The 26,750-nt window shown below is 39.2% G+C and carries 19 protein-coding genes; 13 read left to right on the forward strand and 6 right to left on the reverse strand.

The window, feature by feature from the left end; translation table 11 throughout:
* Positions 1-33: 33 nt before the first annotated feature.
* Positions 34-801 carry a hypothetical protein gene (locus CQZ96_RS14630; RefSeq protein WP_034612732.1) on the reverse strand — a complete coding sequence of 256 codons (768 nt, stop codon included), beginning with the start codon at positions 799-801 and terminating at the stop codon, positions 34-36.
* Between the two features lie 441 nt (positions 802-1,242).
* Positions 1,243-4,734 (reverse strand): PAS domain-containing hybrid sensor histidine kinase/response regulator, encoded by a 3,492-nt coding sequence (locus CQZ96_RS14635; protein WP_105713782.1) that lies wholly within the window; start codon positions 4,732-4,734, stop codon positions 1,243-1,245.
* Between the two features lie 185 nt (positions 4,735-4,919).
* Here CQZ96_RS14635 and CQZ96_RS14640 point away from each other — a divergent pair, with 185 nt between their 5' ends.
* The 4 genes from CQZ96_RS14640 (at position 4,920) to CQZ96_RS14655 (ending at position 10,003) form a co-directional block, all read left to right on the forward strand.
* The gene (locus CQZ96_RS14640) at positions 4,920-5,252 is read left to right on the forward strand and encodes a DUF485 domain-containing protein (protein ID WP_004725226.1); all 333 of its coding nucleotides are present in this window, start codon (positions 4,920-4,922) and stop codon (positions 5,250-5,252) included.
* A gap of 1 nt (position 5,253) precedes the next feature.
* On the forward strand, positions 5,254-6,969 hold the full coding sequence (locus tag CQZ96_RS14645) for a cation acetate symporter (RefSeq protein ID WP_004816490.1): 1,716 nt from the start codon (positions 5,254-5,256) through the stop codon (positions 6,967-6,969).
* A 218-nt stretch (positions 6,970-7,187) separates the two neighbouring features.
* Positions 7,188-7,868 (forward strand): ion channel, encoded by a 681-nt coding sequence (locus CQZ96_RS14650; protein ID WP_105713783.1) that lies wholly within the window; start codon positions 7,188-7,190, stop codon positions 7,866-7,868.
* 167 nt (positions 7,869-8,035) lie between these two features.
* Positions 8,036-10,003, forward strand: coding sequence for a BCCT family transporter (locus CQZ96_RS14655; RefSeq protein WP_105713784.1), 1,968 nt, complete (start codon positions 8,036-8,038; stop codon positions 10,001-10,003).
* A 74-nt stretch (positions 10,004-10,077) separates the two neighbouring features.
* Here the strand turns inward: CQZ96_RS14655 and omp33-36 are convergent, their stop codons facing one another.
* Complete coding sequence (omp33-36, locus tag CQZ96_RS14660) at positions 10,078-10,962, reverse strand: porin Omp33-36 (protein ID WP_105713785.1); 885 nt, start codon at positions 10,960-10,962, stop codon at positions 10,078-10,080.
* An 878-nt stretch (positions 10,963-11,840) separates the two neighbouring features.
* Here omp33-36 and blaOXA point away from each other — a divergent pair.
* Both blaOXA and CQZ96_RS14670 read left to right on the forward strand, forming a co-directional pair.
* The gene (gene blaOXA, locus CQZ96_RS14665) at positions 11,841-12,680 is read left to right on the forward strand and encodes an OXA-274 family carbapenem-hydrolyzing class D beta-lactamase (protein WP_105713786.1); all 840 of its coding nucleotides are present in this window, start codon (positions 11,841-11,843) and stop codon (positions 12,678-12,680) included.
* Positions 12,681-12,965: 285 nt separating this feature from the next.
* Entirely contained in the window at positions 12,966-14,678 is a 1,713-nt protein-coding gene (locus CQZ96_RS14670) for a GGDEF domain-containing protein (protein ID WP_004725238.1), read from the forward strand.
* Between the two features lie 79 nt (positions 14,679-14,757).
* On the opposite strand, the gene CQZ96_RS14675 is transcribed toward CQZ96_RS14670, so the two are convergent.
* The gene (locus tag CQZ96_RS14675) at positions 14,758-15,327 is read right to left on the reverse strand and encodes a hypothetical protein (protein WP_105713787.1); all 570 of its coding nucleotides are present in this window, start codon (positions 15,325-15,327) and stop codon (positions 14,758-14,760) included.
* A 254-nt stretch (positions 15,328-15,581) separates the two neighbouring features.
* Positions 15,582-18,413 carry an excinuclease ABC subunit UvrA gene (gene uvrA / locus CQZ96_RS14680; protein WP_004816511.1) on the reverse strand — a complete coding sequence of 944 codons (2,832 nt, stop codon included), beginning with the start codon at positions 18,411-18,413 and terminating at the stop codon, positions 15,582-15,584.
* A gap of 479 nt (positions 18,414-18,892) precedes the next feature.
* Here uvrA and CQZ96_RS14685 point away from each other — a divergent pair, with 479 nt between their 5' ends.
* Together CQZ96_RS14685 and CQZ96_RS14690 are read left to right on the forward strand one after the other, a co-directional pair.
* Complete coding sequence (locus CQZ96_RS14685; RefSeq protein WP_105713788.1) at positions 18,893-19,657, forward strand: hypothetical protein; 765 nt, start codon at positions 18,893-18,895, stop codon at positions 19,655-19,657.
* A gap of 100 nt (positions 19,658-19,757) precedes the next feature.
* Entirely contained in the window at positions 19,758-20,111 is a 354-nt protein-coding gene (locus CQZ96_RS14690; RefSeq protein WP_105713789.1) for a GlpM family protein, read from the forward strand.
* 112 nt (positions 20,112-20,223) lie between these two features.
* Here CQZ96_RS14690 and CQZ96_RS14695 read toward each other — a convergent pair whose 3' ends face one another.
* On the reverse strand, positions 20,224-20,856 hold the full coding sequence (locus CQZ96_RS14695) for a TIGR00730 family Rossman fold protein (protein ID WP_004816519.1): 633 nt from the start codon (positions 20,854-20,856) through the stop codon (positions 20,224-20,226).
* Between the two features lie 373 nt (positions 20,857-21,229).
* Here CQZ96_RS14695 and CQZ96_RS14700 point away from each other — a divergent pair, with 373 nt between their 5' ends.
* The 5 genes from CQZ96_RS14700 (at position 21,230) to CQZ96_RS14720 (ending at position 26,108) form a co-directional block, all read left to right on the forward strand.
* On the forward strand, positions 21,230-22,813 hold the full coding sequence (locus CQZ96_RS14700) for a TerC family protein (RefSeq protein ID WP_004816521.1): 1,584 nt from the start codon (positions 21,230-21,232) through the stop codon (positions 22,811-22,813).
* Between the two features lie 182 nt (positions 22,814-22,995).
* On the forward strand, positions 22,996-23,463 hold the full coding sequence (locus tag CQZ96_RS14705; RefSeq protein ID WP_105713790.1) for a YchJ family protein: 468 nt from the start codon (positions 22,996-22,998) through the stop codon (positions 23,461-23,463).
* Positions 23,464-23,524: 61 nt separating this feature from the next.
* Positions 23,525-24,169, forward strand: a complete 645-nt coding sequence (locus CQZ96_RS14710) for a trimeric intracellular cation channel family protein (RefSeq protein ID WP_004725253.1) — start codon at positions 23,525-23,527, stop codon at positions 24,167-24,169.
* Between the two features lie 61 nt (positions 24,170-24,230).
* Positions 24,231-24,734, forward strand: coding sequence for a GNAT family N-acetyltransferase (locus tag CQZ96_RS14715; RefSeq protein WP_105713791.1), 504 nt, complete (start codon positions 24,231-24,233; stop codon positions 24,732-24,734).
* A 54-nt stretch (positions 24,735-24,788) separates the two neighbouring features.
* Positions 24,789-26,108: an MFS transporter gene (locus tag CQZ96_RS14720; protein WP_105713792.1), complete on the forward strand. Its 1,320-nt coding sequence runs from the start codon at positions 24,789-24,791 to the stop codon at positions 26,106-26,108.
* Positions 26,109-26,750: the final 642 nt, after the last annotated feature.

Genomic DNA, 26,750 nt, shown 5'->3' on the forward strand with positions numbered 1-26,750 from the left:
TGGCTTTCTTTATACATCATTCAAGCATGAGGATTAAGCTAAACAGTCTTGTTTAGAAACTTGATCAGGGCAGCCCAATGGGTTTAAAGCACATTTTAAATCTTCAATTTGTTCATGGGTGACATAGCCTTTAGATTTTAGGTAATCTGCTACTCGGTCATCACGTAGACTTAAGAAAGCTGCATCATAAACACCTAAATCTACAAATAAAGCAGCCGCTTCTAAGCTATTAAAACGGTCTAGAAAAACATCATTGCCATACATTAGGAAAACATGGTCGTAATCTGCATGTGCATCGATTTTTAAACGAGCTGCCAATGTTGTCGGTGAGGTTTTGATAAAAAGCAAATCTGATAATTCATCAAATTGGGTCATATCTAAGATATTTTCGCCGGTTTTTACTTTACCTAACCATGCTTTAAAGACCAGTACCGCACCGCCACGCAGTAACATGCTCCACACTTGATGACGAACTTCATCATTTAAACATTCGCATTCATCTTCGAGACGTTGAACCAGTTTTTCTTCTTGTTGCGCTAATTTATCAAACAGACCTAAGCCTTGAGGATGGTAAGCAACAGGGGTAAATACATCAAATTTTAATTCCTCAAACACTTGAAGTGCTAAAGGCACAGCTGCTTGATAAATCGTGTTGAGTGCTTGGATTTGTGTGTCGTGGAGTTTGCTGTGTTTAAAAAGATCTTGCCAATCAATTTCAGGCAAGATTGCATTTGCACCATATTGACGATGAAATTGTTGAGCTTGGTGTAGCCCATGTGGAACAGTTTCTGAAATATTCATGGTTAAAAATCCTATTTAAAATTGAATTCAAGCGCTGTTTTTGTTTTCCTAAACATGAGCGTGATTTTGTCTTGAAGTAATTTTTGATTTATCTGAGATGCAATAGGAATACGACTAAAGTTGTAGATAGGGTAAAAAGTGTTTTTTTATTTTTTAAAATCATATAAATAGAAAATTGTAACTAACTATACAAGTGTATATTTACTATTTTGATGTTATTTGCCATAGAAAAGAGGGCTTTGAAGTTTTTAGTCAATAAATGGGTTCAAGTTTTGCTATTTTTTGAATGCTTTTGCACAAAGCTTAAAAAAAATTGCTATTCCACTTAAAAAATTGCGTTACAAAACCTCTAGAATGCAACGATCTAGAGGTTGTAAATGTTTCAAAACATTAAAGAAGAACGTGATCAATAAACTGAAAAGGGTTGAACGTAGTGGAAGATTATTTAGAAATCTTCAAGCCAGATAACCATGCCCGAAGAGAAGCAGGTTTCAATGGTTTCTTCAACAACACCACGTTGAGGTCTTTAACACGTTCTGGTAATTCAGGATCAGAATCTGCAGTAATCAGTGCTGAAGGAACATTTTCCTGACGGTTTTCGACAATAAAATCTAAGCCAATTTTGCCATGATTTAAATGCTGATCAACCAGCCAGACTTGAATATTTTCTTTTTGAATAATTTCCAAAGCTTGTTCAGGTTCAGTGGCTTTAAAGACTTGATAACCCCATTTGGTCAGTAGCGTTGCCATACCCTCTAAAATCGTATCATCATTGTCCAAACACAAGATTTTATAAGCTTTGGCTTTTAATGGTACCGCTTGTACAGGTGATGAAACCACTTTAGGTGCTGCTACCATTGGTACATCAATCATAAAGCATGAGCCTTTACCTAGTTCAGAGTAAACATGCACAGGATAATCAAGCAAACTGGTCATACGTTGGACGATTGCCAAACCAAGCCCTAGGCCTTGCTCACCCCATGGCGAGGTATGTCCACAACGCTCAAACTCTTGAAACAGCTTAATGCGTTGCTCTTCTGCAATCCCTGGGCCGGTATCCCAGACACCGATACGGATATGATTTGGGCGATTAGACGCGCGTAATACACCAACAATCACACGTCCGCGAGCAGTATAACGTAAGGCATTGCTGACAAAATTTTGGATGATACGACGGATCCATTGTGGGTCGGTATCAATCCAGAATTGGGCATCATGGACACGCAATTGGATATTGCGTTGTGCGGCGATTGATTTAAATTGCAGTTCTAAATCACTTAATAAATCATGCAGTGGATAAGCTTGGCGTTTCGGTTGAATTGAACCACCTTCCAGTCGTGCAATATCCAAAAGGGCAGACAACATGCTTTCGGCACCATGTAAGGCACGATCAAGTTGTTGTAAGGTTTTACGATCTTCATCCGATTGTACGCTTTGTTCTAAAGCAGTACTGAATAAGCGTGCTGCATGCATCGGTTGAAGTAAATCGTGACTGGCTGCTGCAATAAAGCGGCTTTTTGACATATTGGCTTTGTCGGCTTGCTCACGTGCCAGTTGTTGTTCAGATAAGGCATTTGCAAGCTGTTGGGTACGATCAGACACGCGTGCTTCAAGTACCGCTTCATTTTCACGGAATGCAGTAATGTCTGCAAAGGTCGTAACAAAACCACCACCTTCAATGGGATTACCACGCATTTGAATCACACGGCCATCTTTACGAATCCGTTCAAACTCATGTGCGCTACCAACTTTCATCCAATGAATTCGCTTACGTACATGTTCTTCTACCGAGCCTGGACCACATTCGCCACGCTCTGCGTTATAACGAATCAAATCGGCAATTGGGCAGCCGACATAGACTAAATCTTTTGGATAATCAAACAGCTTTAAATATTGATTGTTCCACGCGACCAAACACATGTTTTCATCAACCACACTCACGCCTTGGGTCATGTGGTCAATCATGGTCATGATAAGATTTTGGTTAAAGCGTTGCCATTGTGACGCTTGGTCGAGAATATTTGCCACTTGGCCCAATGCCAAGCCATTATTGACCATAGCCGTGGTGAGTAATGTCCGTGCAGAGGCTGCCCCGATTGTGCCTGCGAGGTATTGTTCAGTGAACCGCCACCACATCCCATTGGCACTGCTATTTTCATTGAGCACCACATTGTTCATGGTACAAAATTGCTGAAAGGCATGGGTTGCTGGCCCTTCACCAGTAATCCGTTTGGCTAGTGCAATCAGATCACCAACTTTAAGTTTAGCGACATCATGGTGTAAATAATTAATATCGGTAGAGGTATTTTGTGCAGGTAAGGGCTTGGTTTCATAATAGAAAAAGCTTTCTGCCTGTATTTGTTCAGCAATACTAGGACGATAAATACGAGAGACCCAAATATATAAGGTAATATTTAAACCAAGTGCCCAGATTACACCATGAGTAAGCGGGGCAAAAGATTCAAAACCAAATAAGGCTTCTGGTCTTAACCATTCAATATTTAAAGGTCCAAACATCAAAAATTGATGTGCAAACTGGCTATATTCAACAGGTAAGCTACGTAAAATCGTTGGCAATAATAAGGTATATGACCAAAGGATAAAGCCTACAACCAAGCCTGCATAAACCCCTTGGCGACTTCCGCCACGCCAGTATAAACCACCAATTAAAGCCGGCGAAAATTGTGCAACCGCACTAAAAGCCAATAACCCAAAGGTAGATAATTGGTCAATATCATTAAAGAAGTGGAAGAATAAAAATCCGAGTAACATTACCGCTAAAATACACACACGACGGGTAAATTTAAGTACCTGTGGTAAGCGTTTGTCATGACGAGAAAGAATGCCAAACTTCCATAGAGAAGGCATAATCAAGTCATTACTGAGCATGATGGACAGTGCCACAGAAGAGACTAATAGCATACCTGTTGATGCTGAAAAACCGCCTAAAAATGCCAGTAAAGATAACCAGTCTTGGTTATAACTAATCGGTAAAGAGAGTACTGCAACATCAGGAATGGTCAGATACTTAGGTGCTGCATGCAGTGCCCAACTGGCAATTGGAATAATGGCAATAATGGTCAGAATCAAATATGCCGCAAACCACCGTCTTGCACCACGTATATGTTTTTCATCGCGTAATTCAACCACGGCCACATGGAACTGACGTGGTAAACAGATAATCGCCAATGAAGCGAGCAATGTTTGAACCCAGAAAGTGTCTGGCACACCAAACAGTTGTACTTCATGAAAAGTCTTTTGCACATCCTGTGAGATTTGTACAATATTTTGTGGATGATCAAAAATAAAGAAAAAGGCCACGCAGAGCAGGGCAAATAGTTTTACAAATGATTCAAAAGCAACGGCAAGCATTAAACCGCCATGTTGTTCGGTATTGGCAATTTGTCTTGTGCCAAACATCATGGCCAAGATCGCCAATACAGCGGTAAGACCAAGCACACCATTGGTGGTGGTGGAGACCACTTGAGTATTGTGATCGAGCATGACGGAAGCGCTAAGCGCAATGGCGCGTAATTGTAGTGCTAAGTAAGGAATGATGGCGATTACAGCTAAGATGGTCACTAAGGACGCTAATGTTCCACTTTTACCATAACGTGCTGCGACAAAGTCGGCAATCGAAGAAATCGCATGATGTTGTCGAACGCGGCCTAAACGGCGCCAAATGTCATAACCCAGCCAGACAAATAATAAAGGTCCTAAATAAATCGGCAGGAAAATAATCCCCTCACGTACTGCAGCACCTGTTGCTCCATAAAACGTCCAAGATGAGCAATATACCCCCAATGTTAGACTAAAGAGAAGCATCCTGCCGCGCGTGCTTAATCGACTCGCATGCTTCTCACCAAAGAAGGCGCAAACGAATAGAATGAGGATGTAAAGGGCCAGAACCCCTATAATTAACCAACTGTTCATAAGGACTACAGTATAAAAAGCTGTGCCTATAATAGCGCATACATGAACTGTCTCGTTTATTTTGCTCAAAATTTAACGACCAAAGTCTAAGTTACGAGAACCCCACAATATTGTTAATTTTGACCATGTAAAAAAAGACTAAAAAAAGCAACCAGCGTTCTGGTCGCTTATCAAGGAGCATGGTTATGGATGAGAGACAGGTAGAGGCGATTCTACAAAATCCAAAATTCAAGGAAATGGTTGCTAAAAAAAGTAAATTAAGCTGGACATTAACTGCAATTATGTTGTTCGTTTATGTTGGATTTATGCTTTTAGTTGGCTATAACAAAGAATTTTTAATGAGTTCATTTAGTGGTGGTATCACCACTTGGGGAATTCCTTTAGGTCTAGGAATTATTGTTTTATCTTTCGTATTGTGTGGTGTGTACTCATATATTGCCAACAATAAATTGGATCAATTGAATGCAGATGCAATGAAAGAAGTCGAAGCAATCGCCCACGAAAAAGGACTGCACTAAGATGAAATGGAACTCTTTAAAGACTAAAGCAGCTCTTGCATCTACTGCACTGCTTTCTACTGTTGCACAAGCAGGCCCAGATTTAGGTGAAGCTCAGCAGCAAGCGACCAACTGGCATGCAATCATTATGTTTGCAATTTTTGTTGGTTTAACTTTATTTATTACCAAATGGGCTGCAAAACAAACCACCAATACTGCAGACTTCTATACCGCTGGTGGTGGTATCTCTGGTTTCCAAAATGGTTTAGCGATTGCAGGTGACTATATGTCTGCTGCATCGTTCTTGGGTATTTCTGCATTGGTGTTTAGCTCAGGCTTTGATGGCTTGCTTTATTCACTGGGTTTCATGGTTGGCTGGCCAATCGTATTGTTCTTGGTTGCTGAGCGCCTACGTAACTTAGGTAAATATAACCTGTCTGACGTGGTTTCGTTCCGTTTAGAAGAAAAACCAGTACGTACACTTGCAGCAATCAGTTCGCTTGTTGTTGTGGCTTTCTATTTGATTGCTCAAATGGTGGGTGCTGGTCAGCTGATCAAACTGTTATTTGGTTTGAACTATAACATCGCAGTTGTGATTGTTGGTCTTCTGATGATGGCTTACGTGATCTTCGGTGGCATGTTGGCAACAACTTGGGTACAGATCATTAAAGCAGTGATGTTACTTTCAGGTGCAACATTCATGGCGTTCATGGTGATGCATTCTGTCGGTTATAGCTTCTCTGAAATGTTCAGACAGTCTATTGATGTATTTGCAAAAGTACATGATGTCAGTCTTGATGATGCAACCAAAATTATGGGACCAGGCAGTTTGGCGAAAAACCCACTCGATGCTTTGTCACTTGGTTTAGCACTCATGTTTGGTACAGCAGGTTTACCACACATTCTTATGCGTTTCTTTACAGTTAAAGATGCTAAAGAAGCTCGTAAATCTGTGGTTGTTGCAACAGGCTTCATTGGTTACTTCTACTTATTAACTTTCATTATCGGTTTCGGTGCGATCCTTTTCGTATCAAACAACCCACAATTTATTGATGTTGCTAAAATGGCTGTGACTGGCAAACTAGAATTAGTTGGCGGTAACAACATGGCAGCGGTACACCTTGCAGATGCAGTGGGTGGCGATCTGTTCATGGGCTTTATTTCAGCAGTTGCATTCGCAACGATTCTTGCGGTAGTTGCAGGTTTGACACTGTCAGGTGCTTCAGCAATTTCACATGACTTGTACGCAAACGTACTGAAAAAAGGTCAAACAACCCCTGAATCTGAATTACGTATGTCGAAGATTGCAACACTTGGTCTTGCGATTTTTGCGATGATTTTAGGTATTTTGTTCGAGAAGCAAAACGTTGCCTTCATGGTGGGTTTAGCATTCTCTGTCGCGGCGTGTGCAAACTTCCCAGTATTGGTTCTTTCAATGTTCTGGAAAGGCTTAACTACACGTGGTGCTGTTGTAGGTGGTGTTGTCGGTCTAGTGACAGCGGTGACTTTAATTATCTTGTCTAAAGCAGTTTGGGTAGATACATTAAAAATCTCTGATACTCCGATCAACTCATTCAATGGTCCTGCAATCTTTGCCATGCCATTAGCATTCATCTGCTGCTGGTTATTCTCTGTGACAGACAAATCTGCACGTGCAGAAGCAGAGCGCAAAGCATTTGATGCACAGTTTGTACGTTCACAAACAGGTATTGGTATCTCTGGTGCTTCAGATCACTAAGTGATTTGAGATCAGCTTAAAAAACACCTTTTCGAAGGTGTTTTTTTATGGGCGATGCAAAGCCAGAACTCCATCATCCCAGTTTTAGCTTTTGAGCGATATAAAGCTTGTTTGATGCTGATTGATCAGTTGAATGATCACGAAAAATTGAAAGGATTTAAGAAACCCCATGAATATGTTAATTTGAATGTTTAAAAGAACAATCAGAATCAGAAAATATGCGTTCAATGATCGAATTTTGGAAAGGTTTTAAACAATTACCGTCAGCATGGTTATTGTTGGTCCAACTGCTTATTTTAGTTTTATCTGTCTATACCAATGCCAGCAGAAGTTATCAAATTTTAACTTGGTTACTCGGTGTCTCTGCATTACTGATTATTGCCAAAGTGATTCGACAAACACCGACATTTACACTGTTGGGCTTAACTTTTGTCACGGGGGCATTTGTACTGTCCTTTCTGATGCTGATCGGTTTTCATTCTGTTACTTTGCAAATCTTTGCACATTCATTTGAAGCAGCTGCTTATTTTTGTGCAGCATATGGCCTAATCCGCTATATGTTTGCAGATCGTTATTTAACCAAAGATGAACTGTTTGCTGCGGGTGCGGTATTTACCCTGATCGCATGGGGATTTGCCTTCTTATACAGTATCTGTCAATTGATGGTTCCACAGAGCTTTCAAAACCCAAATCATGTTGCAGACTACCAATCTTGGCTGGATTTATTGTTCATTAGTTTTAGTCTGCAATCGGCAACAGGATTGTCCGATTTGATTCCTGTTGCGCCTGCTGCACGGGTGATTTCAATGTTGCAAATGTTCTGTGGCGTGATGTATTTTGCCCTGATCGTCTCACGGATGATTGCCCTGCAATATATTGAAAATAAACCAAAATCATGAACTAATGATCTTGTTACATTTAGTAAATTGTTGAAAATGTTAATTTAAATTATAATGTGGCCTGAATCCAATCGCTGTTCTACAGGATTCGTCTTTTTTCACACCTGTGAATGCCTTTTTTTGACTTTAAAAAGTCTGTCCATTGAGTATAAAAACCTGGGGGAAATATGCCTTCCAAAAAAATCACTTGGTTTGACAATGTCAATCCAAATGTTTTCTTGAGCACTGTTGGAATTATTGCGCTTTTTTTAGCCGTTGTTGTCTTTGCACCAAATGCCTTTGAACTGATTACTCAAAGGATGAACCGCTGGATCACCGATTCATTTAGTTGGTTCTATGTTTTATCTGTCGCAATATTTTTAATTGTGCTGATTTTTATTGCCTTTTCTGACATGGGTAAAATCAAACTTGGACCTGATCATAGTCAGCCTGAGTATAGTAATGGGTCATGGTTTGCCATGCTATTTACTGCGGGTATGGGGATCGGGTTAATGTTCTTCAGTGTTGCAGAACCTGTCATGCATTATGTCAATCCACCTGCTGGTGATCCACAAACCATTGAATCTGCACAAGAAGCAATGAGAATTACCTTTTTTCATTGGGGCTTACATGCTTGGGCTATCTATGCAGTTGTTGGCTTAACGCTGGCTTATTTTGCTTTTCGCTATAACTTGCCACTCAAAGTTCGTTCGGGTTTGTTTCCGATTATTGGTCAACGAATTCATGGCCCAATCGGAGATGCGGTCGATACTTTTGCCACCATTGGTACGGTATTTGGTGTGGCTACCACGTTAGGATTTGGGGTAACGCAAATTAACTCTGGCTTAAATTATTTATTTGGCTGGGAAAGTAATATTAGCACCCAAATCTTTTTGATTATTGTGGTGAGTACGCTGGCTTCGTTGTCGGTTTTCCTCGGATTAGACAAAGGAATTAAACGACTCTCTGAACTGAATCTGATTTTAGCTTTGGTATTGTTAGGCTTTGTATTCCTCGCCAGTTCCAGTATTTATATCCTACAAGCAACCATTCAAAACGCTGGACAATATATTTCGAATTTGTTTAGCATGACCTTTAATTTATATGCTTATCAATCAAATGGCTGGATTGGTGGTTGGACCATCATGTATTGGGCATGGTGGATTTCTTGGTCACCATTTGTTGGTATGTTTATTGCGCGTGTTTCAAAAGGTCGAACCATTCGAGAGTTTATTGTTGGGGTACTGCTTATTCCGACAGGCTTTACCTTGATCTGGATGGGTTTTATTGGCAATGCTGCCTTGTTCAGTATTATGGAACAAGGGCAGGTTGGGCTAATTTCTGCGGTACAAAAAGATTCATCAGTTGCATTGTTTGAATTTTTAACCCATCTGCCTTTTTCAGGTGTGTTTAGTCTTATTGCAACACTGCTGGTGGTCTTGTTCTTCGTTACCTCCGCGGATTCTGGTGCATTGGTGACCGATTATCTCACTGCGAAAACAGAAAATTCGCCGATATGGCAACGCTTGTTCTGGACTGTTTTAATGGCGGTCTTGTCGATCATTCTTTTAATGGTTGGTGGGCTAGGCGCGCTACAATCGGCCACCATGATGAGTGCACTACCATTCACTTTTATTATGCTGCTGTTGTGTTGGGGCTTAGTCAAAGCATTGCGCTTAGATGTCACCAAAATGCAGGCTTTACAAGTGGCAAGAATCACGCCGAGAGCTGTGCAAAACCCACGCAGCTGGCAGCAACGTTTAGGCTTAATCATGCACTATCCGCATACGCTGGCTGAAGTACAACACTATATTCAGGTTGATGTGATTAAGGCTTTTGAAAGTATTCGTTTTGAGTTTAAACGCCGTGATTTAAATGTGGTGACTAAAGAAACTGAAGACGGTGTTCAACTGAGTGTGGATCATCATGATGAGTTCAATTTTATCTATAAAGTCATTGCACGCAAAATGGTTGCGCCAAGCTTTATGATGAATGAAGAACATCAGGAAACCGATGATTTTTATCAAGCAGAAATATTTTTAAGAGAAGGTGGTCAAAACTATGATGTGATGGAGTGGACGCAAGAAGACTTGATTCAAGACATCATTGACCAATATGAACGTCATCTACATTTCTTAAATGTACTGAGAAACTAAGTTGTTTATTTAAAAACAAAGGCAATAAAAAAGGACTCGTATGAGTCCTTTTTTTGATTCAATTTCTAAGCAACTTAGAAACGGAATTTAGCGTTTAAGCCAACAGTTTGCGTATCACCAACATAGGCAACAGGTTGATCTTTTTTCGCTTCGTAGTTTGCATTTACGTAGCTTGCACCAACTGCAATCGCAGGAGTGATGAAGTAGTTTACGTTTGCACCCCAAGCTGAATCTGGAGAACCTTCGTAGCTAGATGCTGCGTAAGAAGCACCAACGCTTAATTGTGGGTTCAAATAGAAATCAGTTTTGAACTGGTATGCAGTCGCATCACCATAGATAATGCCTGATTCAAACGCTAAAGACATATTTGTACCGTCAATACCGCCAACGTATTTAGCACGTGCAGTGATTGCGTCTTGGTCTTCACCAATTGTTGCAGCTTCAGCAGTCGCTTTAGCAACGCCGTTACCCATAACATTGAATGCATCTAAAGCAACTTGGTCAGCAACGTTAGTATAACCAACAGCGACTAAGAAGTTTTGAGTAGGAAGAGCACCCACTTCTAATGCAAAACGATCGCCTTGATCATTTGACCAGCCATTTTTACCGTCAAGGATTGTGTGGCTATAAGAAGCACTTGCATATGCAGGTACATATGGAGTAGGAACATAAAGTTCAGCTTTAGCGCCGTAGTTATGTGCAACTACATCAGCGTCTAATTCGCCATAGTTATATGCTAAAGAAACATTCGAAGCTTGGTTTAAGAACGCCGCTTCAGCCAATGGACCTTTTGAAGAGTCAACATTTTTGAAGTAGTAAGTACCTTGCAAACCGCCAGTGAAATCTTTGTCATTTACAGTTGTATCGATATACTCTGATTGACCTTGAATTTCAAATTGGTATGCTTGAGCGCCGGTCATGGCTAATAATAAAGCAGTGGCTAAACCGAGTTTTTTCATAATCTTTTCCAATAGGAGAAATTGGTGAAACAGACGGCATTGTATTGTAACAAGATATTAAGTCAATGACGTTTAAGGCCGCTGTTTACAAAGTAGATACATGAAATTTACATTGTTTAAAAAACGTACATTTGAACAGCTTTACGTCAACCTGGAAAAAAACTTAATTAGAACAACAGACTAAATTCAGACAAAAGTTTTATTTCATATAAAACAGAGATCAAATTGTTAAATTAATACATTTATTTTATTGTTTATTTGTGTTTTTTGATCGATATTACCGATGGTTGTTTTGCGATCAATGTCAAGAAAATGTCATTAAATTCTGCTTATTTTTAGAATTAATTTGTGATTGTATAATCATTTCATGTGAATATTGTTGTTTTATTCTCAATTATTTATAAAAACGATAATTAATTTATATCCGATCAATTTAATAGGTTTTACAAAGTAAAAGATATTTTGGATAATGAGTCAATAAAGTTCATTCATTTTAAATGAATTTTTTTGAGATTTTGAGTTTATATGCCCAGCTTTCCCCAAGGTTGGGCTTTTTTTATTTAAAAATTCAAAGCAAATCGCATTAAATAGATCATAAAAATATTGCACCAATATATAGCATAAATAAGCAAAAGATGAATTATGTTGGCATGATTCTTGCCAAAAAAAATCCCAATTTTCAAAGAAAACTGGGATTTTTCGCCAAAATCTGGAGCAAATCAATAAATTCTGCTGAGGAATATTAATAAATTGCCCTAATGAGGTGCATTATGCACCAATATATTGCACATGTAAATATTTTCTTACATTCAATTTAAAAAATAATTCATGGGCTCATCTACACTATTTCAGATAGAGTCGATGCCTAAGTAAAGTTTATGAGTAATAACATATTTAAAATAAAAAGCAGTGTATTGATCATCCTGAGTAGTTTGGCTTTTTCAGGTTGTGTTTCGAAGCTTAATTTGTATGATCCAGCTTCATCACAAAGAACAAGTGAAATTCCGTTGTTGTTTAATTATGCGCAAACTCAAGCCGTCTTTGTGACTTATGACGGAACTCAATTTAAACGCTATGGGAATGATTTAAATAGAGCCAAGACTGCGTATATTCCAGCCTCTACTTTTAAAATGTTGAATGCCTTAATTGGTTTGCAACATGCGAAAACGACAAATACAGAAGTATTTAAGTGGAATGGTGAAAAAAGATCTTTTCCCGCATGGGAAAAAGATATGACCTTGGCACAAGCAATGCAGGCTTCCGCCGTACCTGTATATCAGGAGTTGGCACGACGTATTGGTTTGGATTTGATGAGTCAAGAAGTCAAACGTGTTGGTTTTGGTAATACACAAATTGGTCAACAGGTGGATAATTTCTGGTTGGTTGGTCCATTGAAAATCACCCCAGAGCAAGAAGCTAAATTTGCTTATCAATTGGCAAAGAAAACATTGCCTTTTGATGATGCTGTACAACAGCAAGTCAAAGATATGCTTTATGTCGAAAGACGTGGTGATTCCAAGCTCTATGCCAAAAGTGGCTGGGGAATGGATGTTGAGCCACAAGTGGGTTGGTATACAGGATGGATAGAACAGCCGAATGGTCAGATCACCGCTTTTGCTTTAAATATGCACATGCAGACAGGAGATGATCCTGCCGAACGTAAGCAACTGACATTAAGTATCTTAGATAAATTAGGCTTATTCTTTTATTTGAGATAAATGCAGTAGGTAAAAAAATGCCCAGTTTATTGGGGGAAACTGGGCAATAAAAAAGATATATTTTCAAATAATGAGAATTTCTATCTGAGTCTAATTTTATGCAAATTCTATTTATATGTAAAATGTGAATTTTGAATATTACTCATCTATAAAAACGATAATATAAAGCAGTTGAACGCTGTAGATTAAACTTGATTATGTGGAGTAGTTTATGTGTATATATTCTATAATATAAACAAAATTTTTTAGCTTTATTACGATATAACTTCCCACAGGACCATGGTGATGGTGCATGAACTCAGATCAGAACAAATAAGCACGCGTTTGCTTATCCTCATGTCAGTCATCATTTTGTCTGTTTTGTTAATTGCTGTTCCACAAATCATCAGTAATTATCGAGAGTATAGCCGAGCAAATCGAGCTTTAGTCAATATTCAAGCCTTGCAAGTTTTTGCTGAAACATCCAATAAAATTTCACGGGAAAGAGCGCCAACAAATAAAGCAATGTCGAGCTCGACAGCAAATTTTCCAGACAGAATAAAAGAATTGCAGGACTATCGTAAGGACGTAGATCAACAGATTAATTTAACCGTAGAGACCTTAAACAAGGCGGGGTTTACCAGTTTGGCGGATCAAGTAGATGTTCAATTAAGACATGATTTGAACATCGCCCGTAAACAAGTCGATGCTTATTTAGCCTTGCCGTTAAAAGAACGTAATTCAGTGCAAATGGATCAAGTGATTCAGGGAATGTTTCGGGCATGGGACAGTTGTAGAGCCATGTTGCAGCAATTAATTAACCATTCAAAAAAGAATAATAGCGATGTGACGGATTATGCTTCAATTGTGCTGATATTGGCTGATTTACGTGATCAATCTGGACGAGTCGCGTCCAATATCATGGCACCCCTAAGCTTTTCCGAACCATTGCCTGAATATAACAAAGCACGCTCATTACAAACGCAAGAACAGGTTAAATATTTATGGCGTTTGATGGATACCATGCAAATAGAATCCTTAAAAACCCCTGAGTATCTTTATTTATATGGTCAAGTAAAAACTCAATTTATTGACCAAGGTTTACCCATTGTAAATCGTTTGGTGCAAGAGAGTAGAAATCAGCAGCCTTATTTTTTAACGGCAAACCAACTGACAGATGCAATCGTGGATAAGTTTACCACGGTGGTAAATTTACAAAAATATCTACTTGAAACCCACGCCTTAAGTGCGCGTCATCGAATGGAATCGGAGCAACGTCAATTTTTTATCACTTTATTTATTTCTCTTTTGTCATTGTCGGTAGCAGTTTTTACGATGTTATATACACGTAAAAAGTTATTTGAACCCTTGATATATGCAAGAAATATGATCTTAGAGTTATCACAAGTTCAAGAGCGTGATTATATAGGTGCAGCTTCGATACAAACCAAAGAGGTGCATACCCTAACCGATGCATTGGATAAATTAAAAGAAATGCTCAAGCAACGCGATGCTTTTGAATTTCAATTACAAAATAGTGCCAACACCGACAGCTTAACCGGTGTTTCAAATCGACTCGCTTTAGAGGTTTATTTAAAAAATATCGCAACACAACCTGATCGCTTTCAAGAGTTGACCTTGATCATGGTGGATATTGATAATTTTAAATATGTGAATGATCGCTTTGGACATATTTTAGGTGATTCGGTTATTGTTGAAATTGCTCGATGTTTAAAAGCAAATATTGCGCAATCCGATTTAATTGTACGTTTTGGTGGTGATGAGTTTTTGATTTTAATTGATCGCATCCAATGGGATTGGGCATTACAAATTTCTGAAAGTATTTTGGCTGATGTATCACGGTTAAATTTTAATAGTTCGATGTCTAACGAACAGCTGAATGTTTCTGTCAGTATTGGCGTGGCAACAGGGGCTGAAAGTTGGGAAGCTTTGTTTAATCGGGCAGATGCATCGCTATTTAAAGCCAAAGCACAAGGTCGAAATAAAGTTGTGGGATGATCGATAGGGTATCTTGATGATGATTAACCCGTTTGAAAATGTTGATTTATCGTCAGCATTTAATGATAAAAATACTGAATTATTTTGAAGTGACTTTAAGCAACTCAGCATACAATTGATTTAAAAATCGTTGCTGTTCGGCATTGTCTTTAAAGTAGCGTTGATAAAGCACACTACAGCTTTCCACATCAACAATATTACTTGGATTAAATGACCAATCCTCTGTATTTTTAATACTAATCCCTAGATCATCACCACAACGTTGCCACTGTTTGGAGAAGCCAGATTTTTGATTGGGAGCAAGCTGCTTAAATTCTGCGTTAAGGCTAAAGCCGCGCATTTCTGAGTTGCTGAATTTGTTGATCGCACTGATTGGCACACCAGCCCATATAATGGTTTGTCCACTCGGCAATGAGATGCCTTTCAGTTTACTTTCATTCATTAACTGACTTTGTCTGCCTGTTTTAAAGCCCTGTTTTTCATAGGCCAAAGTTGAGCCAGCAGGAAGCTGTATTTTTTTAATCAGTAAGGGTTGGGTGGTTATAAAATAAGGATTGTCGGGTCTGCCATTACCACCCGCAATGTTTATGCTACAACTGCTGAGTAAACAGATACTTGGGACTAAAAGGCATGAGTAAAGAAGCTTCATAAGGAAAATATCCTGTGCTATGCATTGATCTTGCCTTGTTTAAATTAGAAATGCAAAATTTGCTTTAAAAAATCCCAAAATTAAGCAGATGATTATTGAAATATAGGATGAAAAAAGGCTGAGAATCTGAGTTTTATAAAAATTATATGAGCTATTTAATTTCGAGCTTAGCTGATTAATCTCCTCCTAAGTCCTGTGGGATAAAGAGAGAAACTCCCTCCTTATTTAAAGGAGGGAAGGGAAGATGCAGTGAATTACTTTAACAACGGCTTTAAGAATTTCGCTGTATGTGAAACTTTAGATTTCACCACCTGTTCTGGGGTACCTTCCGCAATAATCTGACCACCACCTGCACCACCTTCAGGGCCTAAATCAATCACCCAGTCCGCCGTCTTAATCACATCGAGATTATGCTCAATCACAACAATGGTATTGCCCTTATTGCGTAGTTCATGAAGAATATCGAGCAGTTTGGCAATATCGTGGAAATGCAAACCAGTGGTTGGTTCATCCAGTACATACAAGGTTTTACCTGTATCACGCTTTGCTAGCTCACGTGCCAGTTTGACTCGTTGCGCTTCACCACCAGATAACGTTGTTGCAGACTGACCTAAGCGGATATAGCCTAACCCGACTTGGTTTAAGGTTTCCAAACGACGGTGAATCACAGGGATTGCATCAAAGAAATGCATCGCATCTTCGACAGTCATTTCCAATACATCAGAAATATTTTTGCCTTTATAACCAACTTCCAAAGTTTCACGGTTATAGCGCTGACCATGGCAGTTATCACAAGGCACGTACATATCGGGTAAGAAGTGCATGGCAACTTTGATCATACCATCCCCCTCACACACCTCACAGCGCCCGCCTTTGACGTTAAATGAGAAACGACCTGCAGCATAACCACGGGCTTTGGCTTCAGGGGTTTGTGCAAACAATTCACGAATCGGGGTAAACAAACCGGTATATGTCGCTGGGTTGGAACGTGGAGTACGTCCAATAGGGCTTTGGTCAATGTCTACCACTTTATCAAGGAACTGTAAGCCATCAATCGAATCAAACTTTTCAGCAGTTAAGGTGGTTGCACCATTTAATTGCGTTGCAGCAAGTGGTAACAGGGTACGGTTAATTAAGGTTGATTTACCTGAACCCGAAACACCTGTCACACAAGTCATCACACCTAAAGGAATCGTCAAATCAACATTTTGTAAGTTATGCCCTGATGCGCCCATCAGTTTAATTTGTTCTTCAGGCTTAGGTGGTTTAACCCGCTCTTTGGGCACCGCAATTTTTAACTTACCAGATAGGTATTTTCCTGTCAGTGAGTTCTCATTGGCTGCGAGTTCATCATAGGTTCCCTCGGCAATGATATGACCGCCATGTACACCAGCCCCCGGACCGATATCAATAATATGGTCTGCTGCACGAATTGCATCTTCATCATGCTCAACCACTAAAACTGTATTACCCAGATCACGCAAACGAACCAGTGTTTCAAGTAAACGATCATTATCACGTTGGTGTAAACCAATGGATGGCTCATCTAAAACGTACATCACCCCCATTAGACCAGCACCAATTTGTGAGGCTAGGCGGATACGTTGTGCTTCACCACCTGAAAGCGTTTCAGCAGAGCGAGACAGGCTTAAATAATTTAAACCGACTGATACAAGAAAGTGCAAACGCTCGCGAATTTCTTTAAAAATCTTATCGGCAATTTCACCTTTGGCACCTTCAAGATTTAAATCTTGATAGTAGCTTTCAGCATCACCAATCGACATTTTGGTAATTTGGGCAATAGTTTTGTCTTTAACACGCACATGACGTGAAATTTCATTTAAACGTGAACCGCCACAAGCATCACAAGCGGCATTGGATAAATACTGCGCCAGATCATCACGGACATAATTAGATTCAGTTTCACGATAACGACGCTCTAAATGAGGCAAAATGCCTTCAAAAGGTTGTACACGATTGTGTTTACGACCACGCTCATCGATATAGCTAAGATCGACTTTTTCTTTTCCTGTACCATAAAGAAATTTCTTTTTTGTATCAGCATCGAGTTCATTCCAAGGCGTGTCTAAAGAAAACCCAAAATGATCTGCAACTTTCTGAATCATGCTGTAATAGTATGGACGTTGTCTGTCCCAGCCGCGGATTGCGCCTTGGCTAATAGAAACATCTGGACTTGGAATGAGTTTTTCAGCACTGAAATGACTACGAGTACCTAAACCGTCGCAGACAGGACAGGCACCAAATGGATTATTGAACGAGAACAAACGTGGTTCGAGTTCAGCAACAGCACGGTCGCATTCAGGGCATGAATGTTTTGCTGAAAATACACGGTCAGGATGTTCACCACCCATCCACGATAAAATCGCCAGATCACTGCCTAAACGTAAGGCTGTTTCAAAGCTTTCGGCAATTCGGTTACCTAAGTCATCACGGACTTTAAAGCGGTCAACCACAACTTCAATGGTGTGCTTTTTCTTTTTATCGAGTTCTGGTGGTGTATCGATATCAATCACTTCACCATCCACGCGCGCGCGGACAAAACCTTGGCTTTGTAATTGCTCAAACAGGTTGCTGTATTCGCCTTTACGCTCACGAACAACTGGTGCAAGGAGCATCAACGCTGTACCTTCTTCCAGTCCTTTCACTGCATCGACCATTTCAGAAACAGTTTGTGCAACCATCGGCAAGTCATGCTCTGGGCAGTAAGGTGTACCAACGCGTGCATAGAGTAAACGTAAATAGTCGTAGATTTCAGTAATGGTTCCCACGGTTGAACGTGGGTTATGGCTGGTAGATTTCTGTTCAATCGCAATCGCAGGGCTTAAACCTTCAATTGAATCAACTTCAGGCTTTTCCATTTGTGAAAGGAACTGACGTGCATAAGCAGATAAAGATTCGACATAACGGCGCTGACCCTCTGCATATAAGGTATCGAAAGCCAGAGATGATTTCCCTGAGCCTGAGAGTCCTGTGATGACCACAAACTTGTCACGTGGAATATCGAGTGACACATTTTTTAAATTATGGGTACGTGCGCCTCGAATACGGATATGACTTTGACTCATAAAAGCTTTCTCGAAATTATGCGAATTAAAGGGGTATATGATAGCGATTTAATTTTGTTCAAGCTGTAAAAAATAGTTTTTAAACGACAAATTGTGTCATGTAACTGACCATTTAAAACTGTGATGGAGTTTGAGTTTTTGAATAAAATAATAAGATTCATATGTTTATGATAGTTTTAAACAATTCTTAGGGTCGCATTCAGCTACTTTAAAATCAAAGCTATAATTTATTTAAAATAAGTCATTGAAGAAAAATGAGATATGCAGTCAGTTTTTTGATGCTGTGCTGATTTCTGAATACTTATTTCGATATTGCATAGGGTAGAACGAATAAACCAGATCAGCTTCAAGATTGGTCCTGTGATGCAATCAATAACCACTTATCTAAAAAAGAGAATTGTTAGACAAGGTTTCTGTGATTAACCATTGTTTTTATTATAAAATATGTGATATCTATCGCACTTGTGGAGGGCTTGAAAATGAATATACGAAAAATTATATCAGTTATTTGTTTTGCATTTTCTTGCAATGTCTTGGCTGGCGAGACTTCACAAGTTTTATTTGATCAAGTGTTAAATTTAAAACCCAATCAATTGTACGAATTAGAATTAGAAGATGTACAAGCGGGGGATCAGATTTGGACCGCGGTTTATTTGGTTGGGCGACAAAATTATCCGGGACTTACTGCAAAAGTTGAGTTTGTCATGGACAATCAAGGTTTGTTAAATAAAGCCAATCCAAGTGAGCATGCTGTATACCAAGCACTGATCGCAGAAAATTTGACGCAAACTAATCAATATTCATTCAAGCAATTCAAAGGCTTAAAGACATTCATTGAAGATACGTCAGAACAGCTGATTACAGATCCAATATTGGAAAAAACAGATAGCATTCGTATTTATAGTCAAGTGAATGATTGGATCCCTGAATACAACACTTATGAACCCACCAAAGTGAAATTTGGCATTCAAAACCCTTTGGATTTTGACATTGTTGCGGCTTATGTTTTGGTGGGCAAAGGCGAAAAGCCTGCTGAACTCAGTGAATTAAATTTTAAAAATATTCAACCCACTTATGCCTCACCTTTACCGCCAGTACAAGCCAATTTTACCCAAGCTGAAGTGAATAAATCTGAGACTCACTTGAGTAGAAATGAGCTAAAGTTTATCTTTTTTATACTGATGGCTATTGTTATGGGCTTGGTTGCTTTTATTAACCGTGGCAAATTAAAACGCGCTTTTTAAACGCGTAACTTCTACGTCACTAAATTTCTAATATTTTAGATTTCAAATTTACACGCTTGGCGTAAACTCTTGCACTGATCATGTGTTCGAGTAATTTTAGATGTTGTCCTTATTTTTGAAATGTATTCTGGGTGCAGCAGTGGTTTTGTTGATTTCAATTCTTTCAAAAAGTAAGGCATTTTATATTGCAGGTTTAGTCCCACTTTTTCCAACATTTGCATTGATCGCACATGTGATTGTAGCGCAGGAAAAAGGTGCTGAAGCTTTAAAGCAAACAGCATTATTCGGGCTGTGGTCATTGATTCCGTATCTCATTTATTTGCTCACGGTCTATTTACTGGCAACTAAGCTTTCGATGTGGTCTTGTTTAGGGATTGCAACGTTATGCTGGATTGTAGCTGCTGCGGTTTTGATTTATGCATGGCAATTGTTTCAGAATGGATCGATTTTATGATTTATTGAATTAATAAAAAAGAGTTGCAATGAATACTTTTGAGTTGATTGTAAAGTTAATGAGCCTTTGATCAAGGCTCATTTTTTAAGGATATATTTTAATAATCAGCTGTTTAAACAATAAACTGTTTTGGGCTTTCTAGGTTCTTAATGGCATTGTAAATTTGATCTGCATGATTACACACAATCAGTTTTGCCCGATGTTGAGGCGGTAAAAAACCTTCAATAACAGCATGGTCTAATTGCGCAATCAAATGGTCATAGAAACCATTGACGTTATATAACATCATCGGTTTTTGATGTTGATTCAATTGTCCCCATGTCGCGACTTCTAGAATTTCCTCAAAGGTACCAAAGCCACCTGGCAGTGCGACAAAAGCACTTGCACGTTCAGCCATCATTGCTTTACGTTCATGCATGTTTTGCACAATATGTAATTCTGTTAATTGGTTATGGGCAATTTCATAATCCAGCATAAATTCGGGAATAACACCAACAACATCACCACCATGTTCCGTGACCGTATCTGCAACTTGGCCCATTAAGCCAATACTTGCACCACCATAGACGATTCCAAAACCTTGTTCTGCGATGCCTTGGGCAAGTTGGATGGCTTTTTCTCGATAGGTAGGGTTATTTCCAGGTCGGGAGCCACAATAGAGAGCGATTAAACATTGTGTGGCTTTATGTTGTTGTTGATCTAATTCGAAAGGTTTATTCATCATTACAGGCAATACACTATTCATAATTTATTTTTTCACCTTAACTTATCATGTTCTTATACATTTCTACTACTTTAAGTAAGAAATGTGACAAAAACATGTTGTGTTATCGGCGCTTTTGCAATGATTTGTATCGCTTTGATTTTGTATTTAATTTTAGGTAAATCAGTAAAAATCCTGATAAATGAGATGAAATTCCTGTCTGGATTGCCTATAATTAACGCTTATTTATCAACAAATGAATCATCATGGGTAGTGGTTGTAGTCGCTCCGAAAATGCACAATCTTTAGACAAAATAATAGTTCAAAATACACTAAAGTTTTCTTCTCAATTCCGAAATTTACAGTTCTCACATGCTGAAAATAGCTATTGCACATTTTCAATGGAGCAAGATCAATGATACTTGAGTGGATGTCTGATCCTTCTGCATGGGTTGGTCTTGCAACTTTAGTTGTTTTAGAAATCGTTTTGGGTATTGATAACCTTGTATTTATTGCAATTTTGGCAGAAAAGCTTCCGCCTGAACAACGTGATAAAGCAAGGATTATTGGGCTTTTACTTGCTCTCTGTATGCGGATGGTGTTACTGGCATCTATTGCATGGGTGGTGACATTAACCGAACCATTATTCCATCTCTTTGAGCATGCTTTTTCTGGGCGTGATCTGATCTTGCTGTTTGGTGGTGTGTTCTTATTGTTTAAAGGCACAATGGAACTACATGAGCGCCTTGAAGGTGGTCAGGATCTTAAAGAAGAAAATCCTGTACATGCTGTATTTTGGATGGTCATTGTTCAAATTGTTGTTTTAGATGCAGTATTCTCCCTCGATAGTGTGATCACCGCTGTGGGAATGGTGAAAGAACTTTCAGTGATGATGATCGCTGTGGTGATTGCTGTAGCTATTATGCTGTGGGCATCAAAAGCCTTGATGGACTTTGTCAATAAGCACCCGACAGTAGTGATTCTATGTCTTGGCTTTTTGATGATGATTGGTTTTTCATTGATCGTCGAAGGTTTTGGTTATCACATTCCAAAAGGTTACTTATATGCAGCGATTGGTTTCTCGGTACTGATCGAGTTTATGAACCAAACCATGCGTAAAAACCAAGAGAAAATGGTGACAACGACCGACTTACGTTTCCGTACAGCTTCAGCAGTCTTGAAAATGTTAGGTGGAAAAAGTGCCGATAGTCAAAATGGTAAAGCGGATGATGTGATCGCAACACAAGCACTGGCAGATGAAATTTTTGATGATGAAAATGGCGCTTACCATAGTGTTATGGTTCAAGGGGTCTTGGGACTATCAGAACGTCCTGTAAAATCGGTCATGACACCGCGCCCTGAATTAGAATGGTTAGATTTGGATGAAGACGAAGCCAGCATTAAAGAAAATTTGATGGCAATGTCACATTCACGTTTAATTTTGGCCCATGGTGAATTGGATAATATTGCGGGTATTGTTTTAACCCATAAAGTTTTAAATGATTATATCGAAACGGGTGTTTTAAATTTTGAAAAACACTTACGCGAACCTGTGATTGTGCATGAAAATGCGCAAGTATTGATGGTGATGGAGCAACTTCGTCAGGCACCCTTACAAATGGCGATTGTATTAAATGAATATGGGTCAATTGAAGGGATTGCAACGCCGATTGATGTGCTTGAAGCAATCGCAGGCGAGTTCCCTGATGAAGATGAACTAGAAGCTGCTGCGGAAAGTCTTGAAGATGGTTCGTTGATCCTTGAAGGTTCAACCGATATTCGTCATGTTTCTTTGCTGTTAGGTCGTGATTTAGTCGATGAGTCAGAACAATACTCAACCCTTTCGGGTTATATCTTGTTCCATCTCGGGCGTTTGCCTGAAAATGGTCAAAAGCTTCAAGTCGATGGTTATGAGTTTGAAGTGGTAACGATGGATGGGCATAAGATTGAGAAGGTGCATATTATGGCATTAACAAAATCTAAAGATGCTGAGTCCTAATGGATTTGTTGTAATGAAGCCAGTCGAAAGACTGGCTTCTTGCTATCTGGTCATTGCGAATAATGATTTAAACCATATCGTTAAAATGATGTCCAGATGACATCATTCATATTGAAAGAATAGGTTTCGATTTCCTGCTGGGTTGGATTATCATTGAACCTATTCAGATCTTGAGTATTTTCATGTCCAATCTATCCTGTCCATGTGGTTCAGTGCTTTATGCTGAATGTTGTCAGCCGCTACATTTGGGTCAGAACAAAGCCAAGACAGCGGCACAGTTGATGCGTTCGCGTTATAGCGCTTTTGCCAAACATGAGATTGATTATATTGTTCAGACCACTGCGCTTGGACAGCAGCAAGCTTTGGATGTTAAAGCGATTTCAGACTGGAGCAAAGCCAATCAATGGCTCAGTCTTGAAGTGGTGCAAGCCCAAGAAAAGCTCGATAAAAATCATGCTCAAGTTGAATTTAAAGCACATTTCCACGATGGTCAGCAGGCTCAAATACACCATGAAGTTTCACACTTTGTCCAGCATGCTGGTGTATGGTATTTCTTAGATCCAACCACAGATCAGCCTATCACCATGAAACAGCCATGTATTTGTGGATCCGCCAAAAAATTTAAGCAATGTTGCGCACAATTTTTATAACTTTTAGTTCATTTTTGACTTAAAATAGCGCGCATCTTTTCCCATCAGTGGATGAAGGGCAATGTTACTGACGATTATTTATATTATAGCCATTACAGCAGAAGCCATGACTGGAGCGTTGTCCGCAGGACGACGCAGTATGGACTGGTTTGGGGTGATACTGATTGCCTGTGTCACTGCACTCGGTGGTGGTTCTGTGCGAGATGTTTTACTTGGACATTATCCACTGACTTGGGTCAAACATCCTGAATACCTTGTTCTGACATGCTGTGCTGCCTTTGTCACCATTATTATTGCTAAATGGATGAAGCATTTACATTCAATTTTCTTATTGTTGGATGCTTTAGGCTTAATTGGTTTTACCATTATTGGCTGTCAAATTGCCTTGCAAATGGGACATGGTTTTGTGGTTTCCGCCGTTGCTGGGGTGTTAACAGGGGTATCTGGTGGTATTCTACGAGATATTCTGTGTAACGATGTTCCGTTGGTATTCCGTCGTGAACTGTATGCGTCGATTTCCTTTGTTGCAGTGATTTTCTATTGGTTCTGTATAGATTTCGGTTTATCGCTTGAAATTACCGTGGTTTCTACTTTAGTTTTTGGTTTTGCATTACGTTGTGTGGCGATTTATTTTGGTTTGGAAATGCCGAAATTTATCTATAAAGATGATGATGAACAATCGGCATCTTCTAAAGATGAGTCCTAAGGATAGATGCTTGAACAGCAGTTATTGATTGTGAATCTCTGCATTTAACTTTGAGCTTGGTATGTCATATCAGATTCATCAAAATATTAAACTTGAAAAATTTACTGACCTAGATTTTGCTGTGTATTTTGAATTGGTCAAAAATATTAAAGTCATGCAAATGATTACCGAGCGAGCATTAACGCTTGAGGAAGCGCATACCGAATTTGCCAAGATTTTATCCAAGAATGCCTATGATGTGGCATTGGGAAATTATAAAATTCTTGATGCTCAAACAAATCACTTTATCGGTTTAGCTAAACTCGAGTTGGATCAGCCAACAGCAACAACTGCGGAATTGGGTTATATGCTTTTACCCGAATATTGGGGGAAAGGTATTGCCAGTCAAGTTGTTACATTTTTAATTGAGCATGCAAAACAACAAGCATATTTAAAGGATCTCATGGCTATTATTGATCCCGAAAATATAGCTTCAAGAAAAATATTGATAAACAATGGTTTCCATTCTCAAGAGTTTAAAGATTTTGACGGACTAGCAGGAGAAATTCTGCTGTTCAGTCTTTAAAATTAAACAGCGAGCCAAAGTTGTTTCTGCTTTTACATATTTGTTGAGTGCATTATGGATTTAGTATCACGTGTACAACGCTTACCCATAGGTAAATTTCACTATACCTTACTCTGGGTGATCGGACTGGGCTGGATGTTTGATGCCATGGATACAGGACTGATCTCCTTTATTCTCACCAAAATGGCAGAAGAATGGCAAATGACCCCTACTGAAAAAGGTTGGGTGGTCTCCATTGGCTTTGTAGGTATGGCAATTGGTGCTGTATTTTCAGGTGGCTTGGCTGATCGAATTGGTCGTAGAACAGTCTTTGCGATTACCTTAGTGACCTATAGCATTGCAACCGCGTTATGTGCTTTTGCACCGAATCTGACTTGGTTATTGGTATTCCGTTTTATTGTCGGCTTAGGGCTGGGTGGGCAACTTCCTGTGGCGGTGACTTTGGTCAGCGAATATATCCCCGCTCAAGTACGTGGTCGATTTATTGTACTTTTAGAAAGTTTTTGGGGACTTGGCTGGCTTGTTGCCGCGCTTATTTCTTATTTTGTGATTCCTGATTATGGTTGGCATATTGCATTTTTGATTGGTGGTTTACCTGCAATTTATGTTTTTATGATTCTCAAAAAAGTGCCTGAATCGGTCCCTTATTTGATTAATCGTGGACGAATTGAAGAAGCCCATGCACTGGTACAGAAACTGGAACGGCAGTGTGGTGTAGAAGTGATTGAAACCATTGAAGTCAAATCTGTTTCAGCAAAACAAACGATTTCATTTTCACAGCTTTGGTCAGGTGCTTTTGCACGTCGTACTTTGATGCTGTGGTTGATTTGGTTTGGTATCGTCTATTCTTATTATGGCATTTTTACTTGGTTACCAAGTTTGCTGGTCAAGCAGGGCTATACCATTGTGCAGTCATTTGAATATGTACTCGGGATGATTTTGGCACAATTACCGGGTTATGTGGCTGCGGCTTGGTTGGTGGAAAAGCTTGGACGTAAAGCAACCCTCGCTGGTTTTATTGGTCTGTGTGCGCTTTCTGCTTACTTCTTTGGTCAAGCAACCTCAGTCAATATGATTATGTTGTGGGGATGCTTAATGTCGTTCTTTAATTTGGGTGCATGGGGGGTTTTATATACTTATACGCCTGAACAATATCCAACCAATATTCGTGCTTTTGGCTCAGGCTGGGCATCTGCAATCGGTCGTATGGGGGGGATTGTCGCACCGTTGGTGGTGACCCATATGATGGTGGCAAGTGATGGGTTTAGTTCAGTCTTTATGATGTTTACGATTGTACTTTTCGCTGTTGCCGCTGTGGTTTTGATCTTGGGTGAAGAAACCAAAGGTAAGACCTTAGAAGAGATTGGGTTATAGTCGTTTATTGAAATATATAAAAACATAGCGCTAAAAAAATGATAACAAAGAAAAAGTATACAATGGCTGATATAGGGTTAATCTTACCTCTCAGCCATTTTAATTTCTCTAACGTTAAAATTAAAAAACCAATCATTTATAGAGATATTATGCAATAGATCAGACCAATATTGAGGGCGAAATAATGAAAAGTAAAATTGGATTAAGCTTTTGTATTGTTTATCTTTTGCTTACCGCATTTTGCCTTTATATCGCATTAGATCCAATGACGGATAACAAAGGAAACTTTGTTTTCTTACAATTACCCATAGGTTTTCAAGTGTCGGCATTTAATGCAATTGGATTAGGCCCTTTATTCGATCGGTTGTCTTGGACGCAAGCGTATAGCTTCGTAGTTCCTGTTACTTTGCTGCTTCTATATGGGATCGGGTGGTTGTTGAGTTCGAGCATCCATTCTATACAAACGCGAAATGGACCACTTCAATAAGTTTCAGCATTTATAAATTTCATTTGAAATAAAGCGCATACCCCAATTTAAAAATAGCAGTTTAAATAAAAGTTGCTCATTTCTTAAAAAATGGATAATTTTACGTCATTAGAAAGATCTTAAGACGCAATTTGTCGTTGTAGGGTACACTTGCA

This window comes from Acinetobacter sp. MYb10 (assembly GCF_002980175.2).
Classification (GTDB): domain Bacteria; phylum Pseudomonadota; class Gammaproteobacteria; order Pseudomonadales; family Moraxellaceae; genus Acinetobacter; species Acinetobacter guillouiae.

Excerpts from the sequence above, each read along its gene's own strand:
- omp33-36 (WP_105713785.1), bottom strand. The coding sequence starts at position 10,962 with ATGAAAAAACTCGGTTTAGCCACTGCTTTATTATTAGCCATGACCGGC.
- CQZ96_RS14685 (WP_105713788.1), top strand. The coding sequence starts at position 18,893 with ATGAATATACGAAAAATTATATCAGTTATTTGTTTTGCATTTTCTTGC.
- CQZ96_RS14720 (WP_105713792.1), top strand. The coding sequence starts at position 24,789 with ATGGATTTAGTATCACGTGTACAACGCTTACCCATAGGTAAATTTCAC.
- CQZ96_RS14705 (WP_105713790.1), top strand. The coding sequence starts at position 22,996 with ATGTCCAATCTATCCTGTCCATGTGGTTCAGTGCTTTATGCTGAATGT.
- CQZ96_RS14710 (WP_004725253.1), top strand. The coding sequence starts at position 23,525 with ATGTTACTGACGATTATTTATATTATAGCCATTACAGCAGAAGCCATG.
- CQZ96_RS14645 (WP_004816490.1), top strand. The coding sequence starts at position 5,254 with ATGAAATGGAACTCTTTAAAGACTAAAGCAGCTCTTGCATCTACTGCA.
- CQZ96_RS14670 (WP_004725238.1), top strand. The coding sequence starts at position 12,966 with ATGGTGCATGAACTCAGATCAGAACAAATAAGCACGCGTTTGCTTATC.
- CQZ96_RS14715 (WP_105713791.1), top strand. The coding sequence starts at position 24,231 with ATGTCATATCAGATTCATCAAAATATTAAACTTGAAAAATTTACTGAC.
- CQZ96_RS14630 (WP_034612732.1), bottom strand. The coding sequence starts at position 801 with ATGAATATTTCAGAAACTGTTCCACATGGGCTACACCAAGCTCAACAA.
- CQZ96_RS14635 (WP_105713782.1), bottom strand. The coding sequence starts at position 4,734 with ATGAACAGTTGGTTAATTATAGGGGTTCTGGCCCTTTACATCCTCATT.
- CQZ96_RS14655 (WP_105713784.1), top strand. The coding sequence starts at position 8,036 with ATGCCTTCCAAAAAAATCACTTGGTTTGACAATGTCAATCCAAATGTT.
- CQZ96_RS14675 (WP_105713787.1), bottom strand. The coding sequence starts at position 15,327 with ATGAAGCTTCTTTACTCATGCCTTTTAGTCCCAAGTATCTGTTTACTC.
- CQZ96_RS14640 (WP_004725226.1), top strand. The coding sequence starts at position 4,920 with ATGGATGAGAGACAGGTAGAGGCGATTCTACAAAATCCAAAATTCAAG.
- CQZ96_RS14700 (WP_004816521.1), top strand. The coding sequence starts at position 21,230 with ATGATACTTGAGTGGATGTCTGATCCTTCTGCATGGGTTGGTCTTGCA.
- uvrA (WP_004816511.1), bottom strand. The coding sequence starts at position 18,413 with ATGAGTCAAAGTCATATCCGTATTCGAGGCGCACGTACCCATAATTTA.
- CQZ96_RS14650 (WP_105713783.1), top strand. The coding sequence starts at position 7,188 with ATGCGTTCAATGATCGAATTTTGGAAAGGTTTTAAACAATTACCGTCA.
- CQZ96_RS14695 (WP_004816519.1), bottom strand. The coding sequence starts at position 20,856 with ATGAATAGTGTATTGCCTGTAATGATGAATAAACCTTTCGAATTAGAT.
- CQZ96_RS14690 (WP_105713789.1), top strand. The coding sequence starts at position 19,758 with ATGTTGTCCTTATTTTTGAAATGTATTCTGGGTGCAGCAGTGGTTTTG.
- blaOXA (WP_105713786.1), top strand. The coding sequence starts at position 11,841 with ATGAGTAATAACATATTTAAAATAAAAAGCAGTGTATTGATCATCCTG.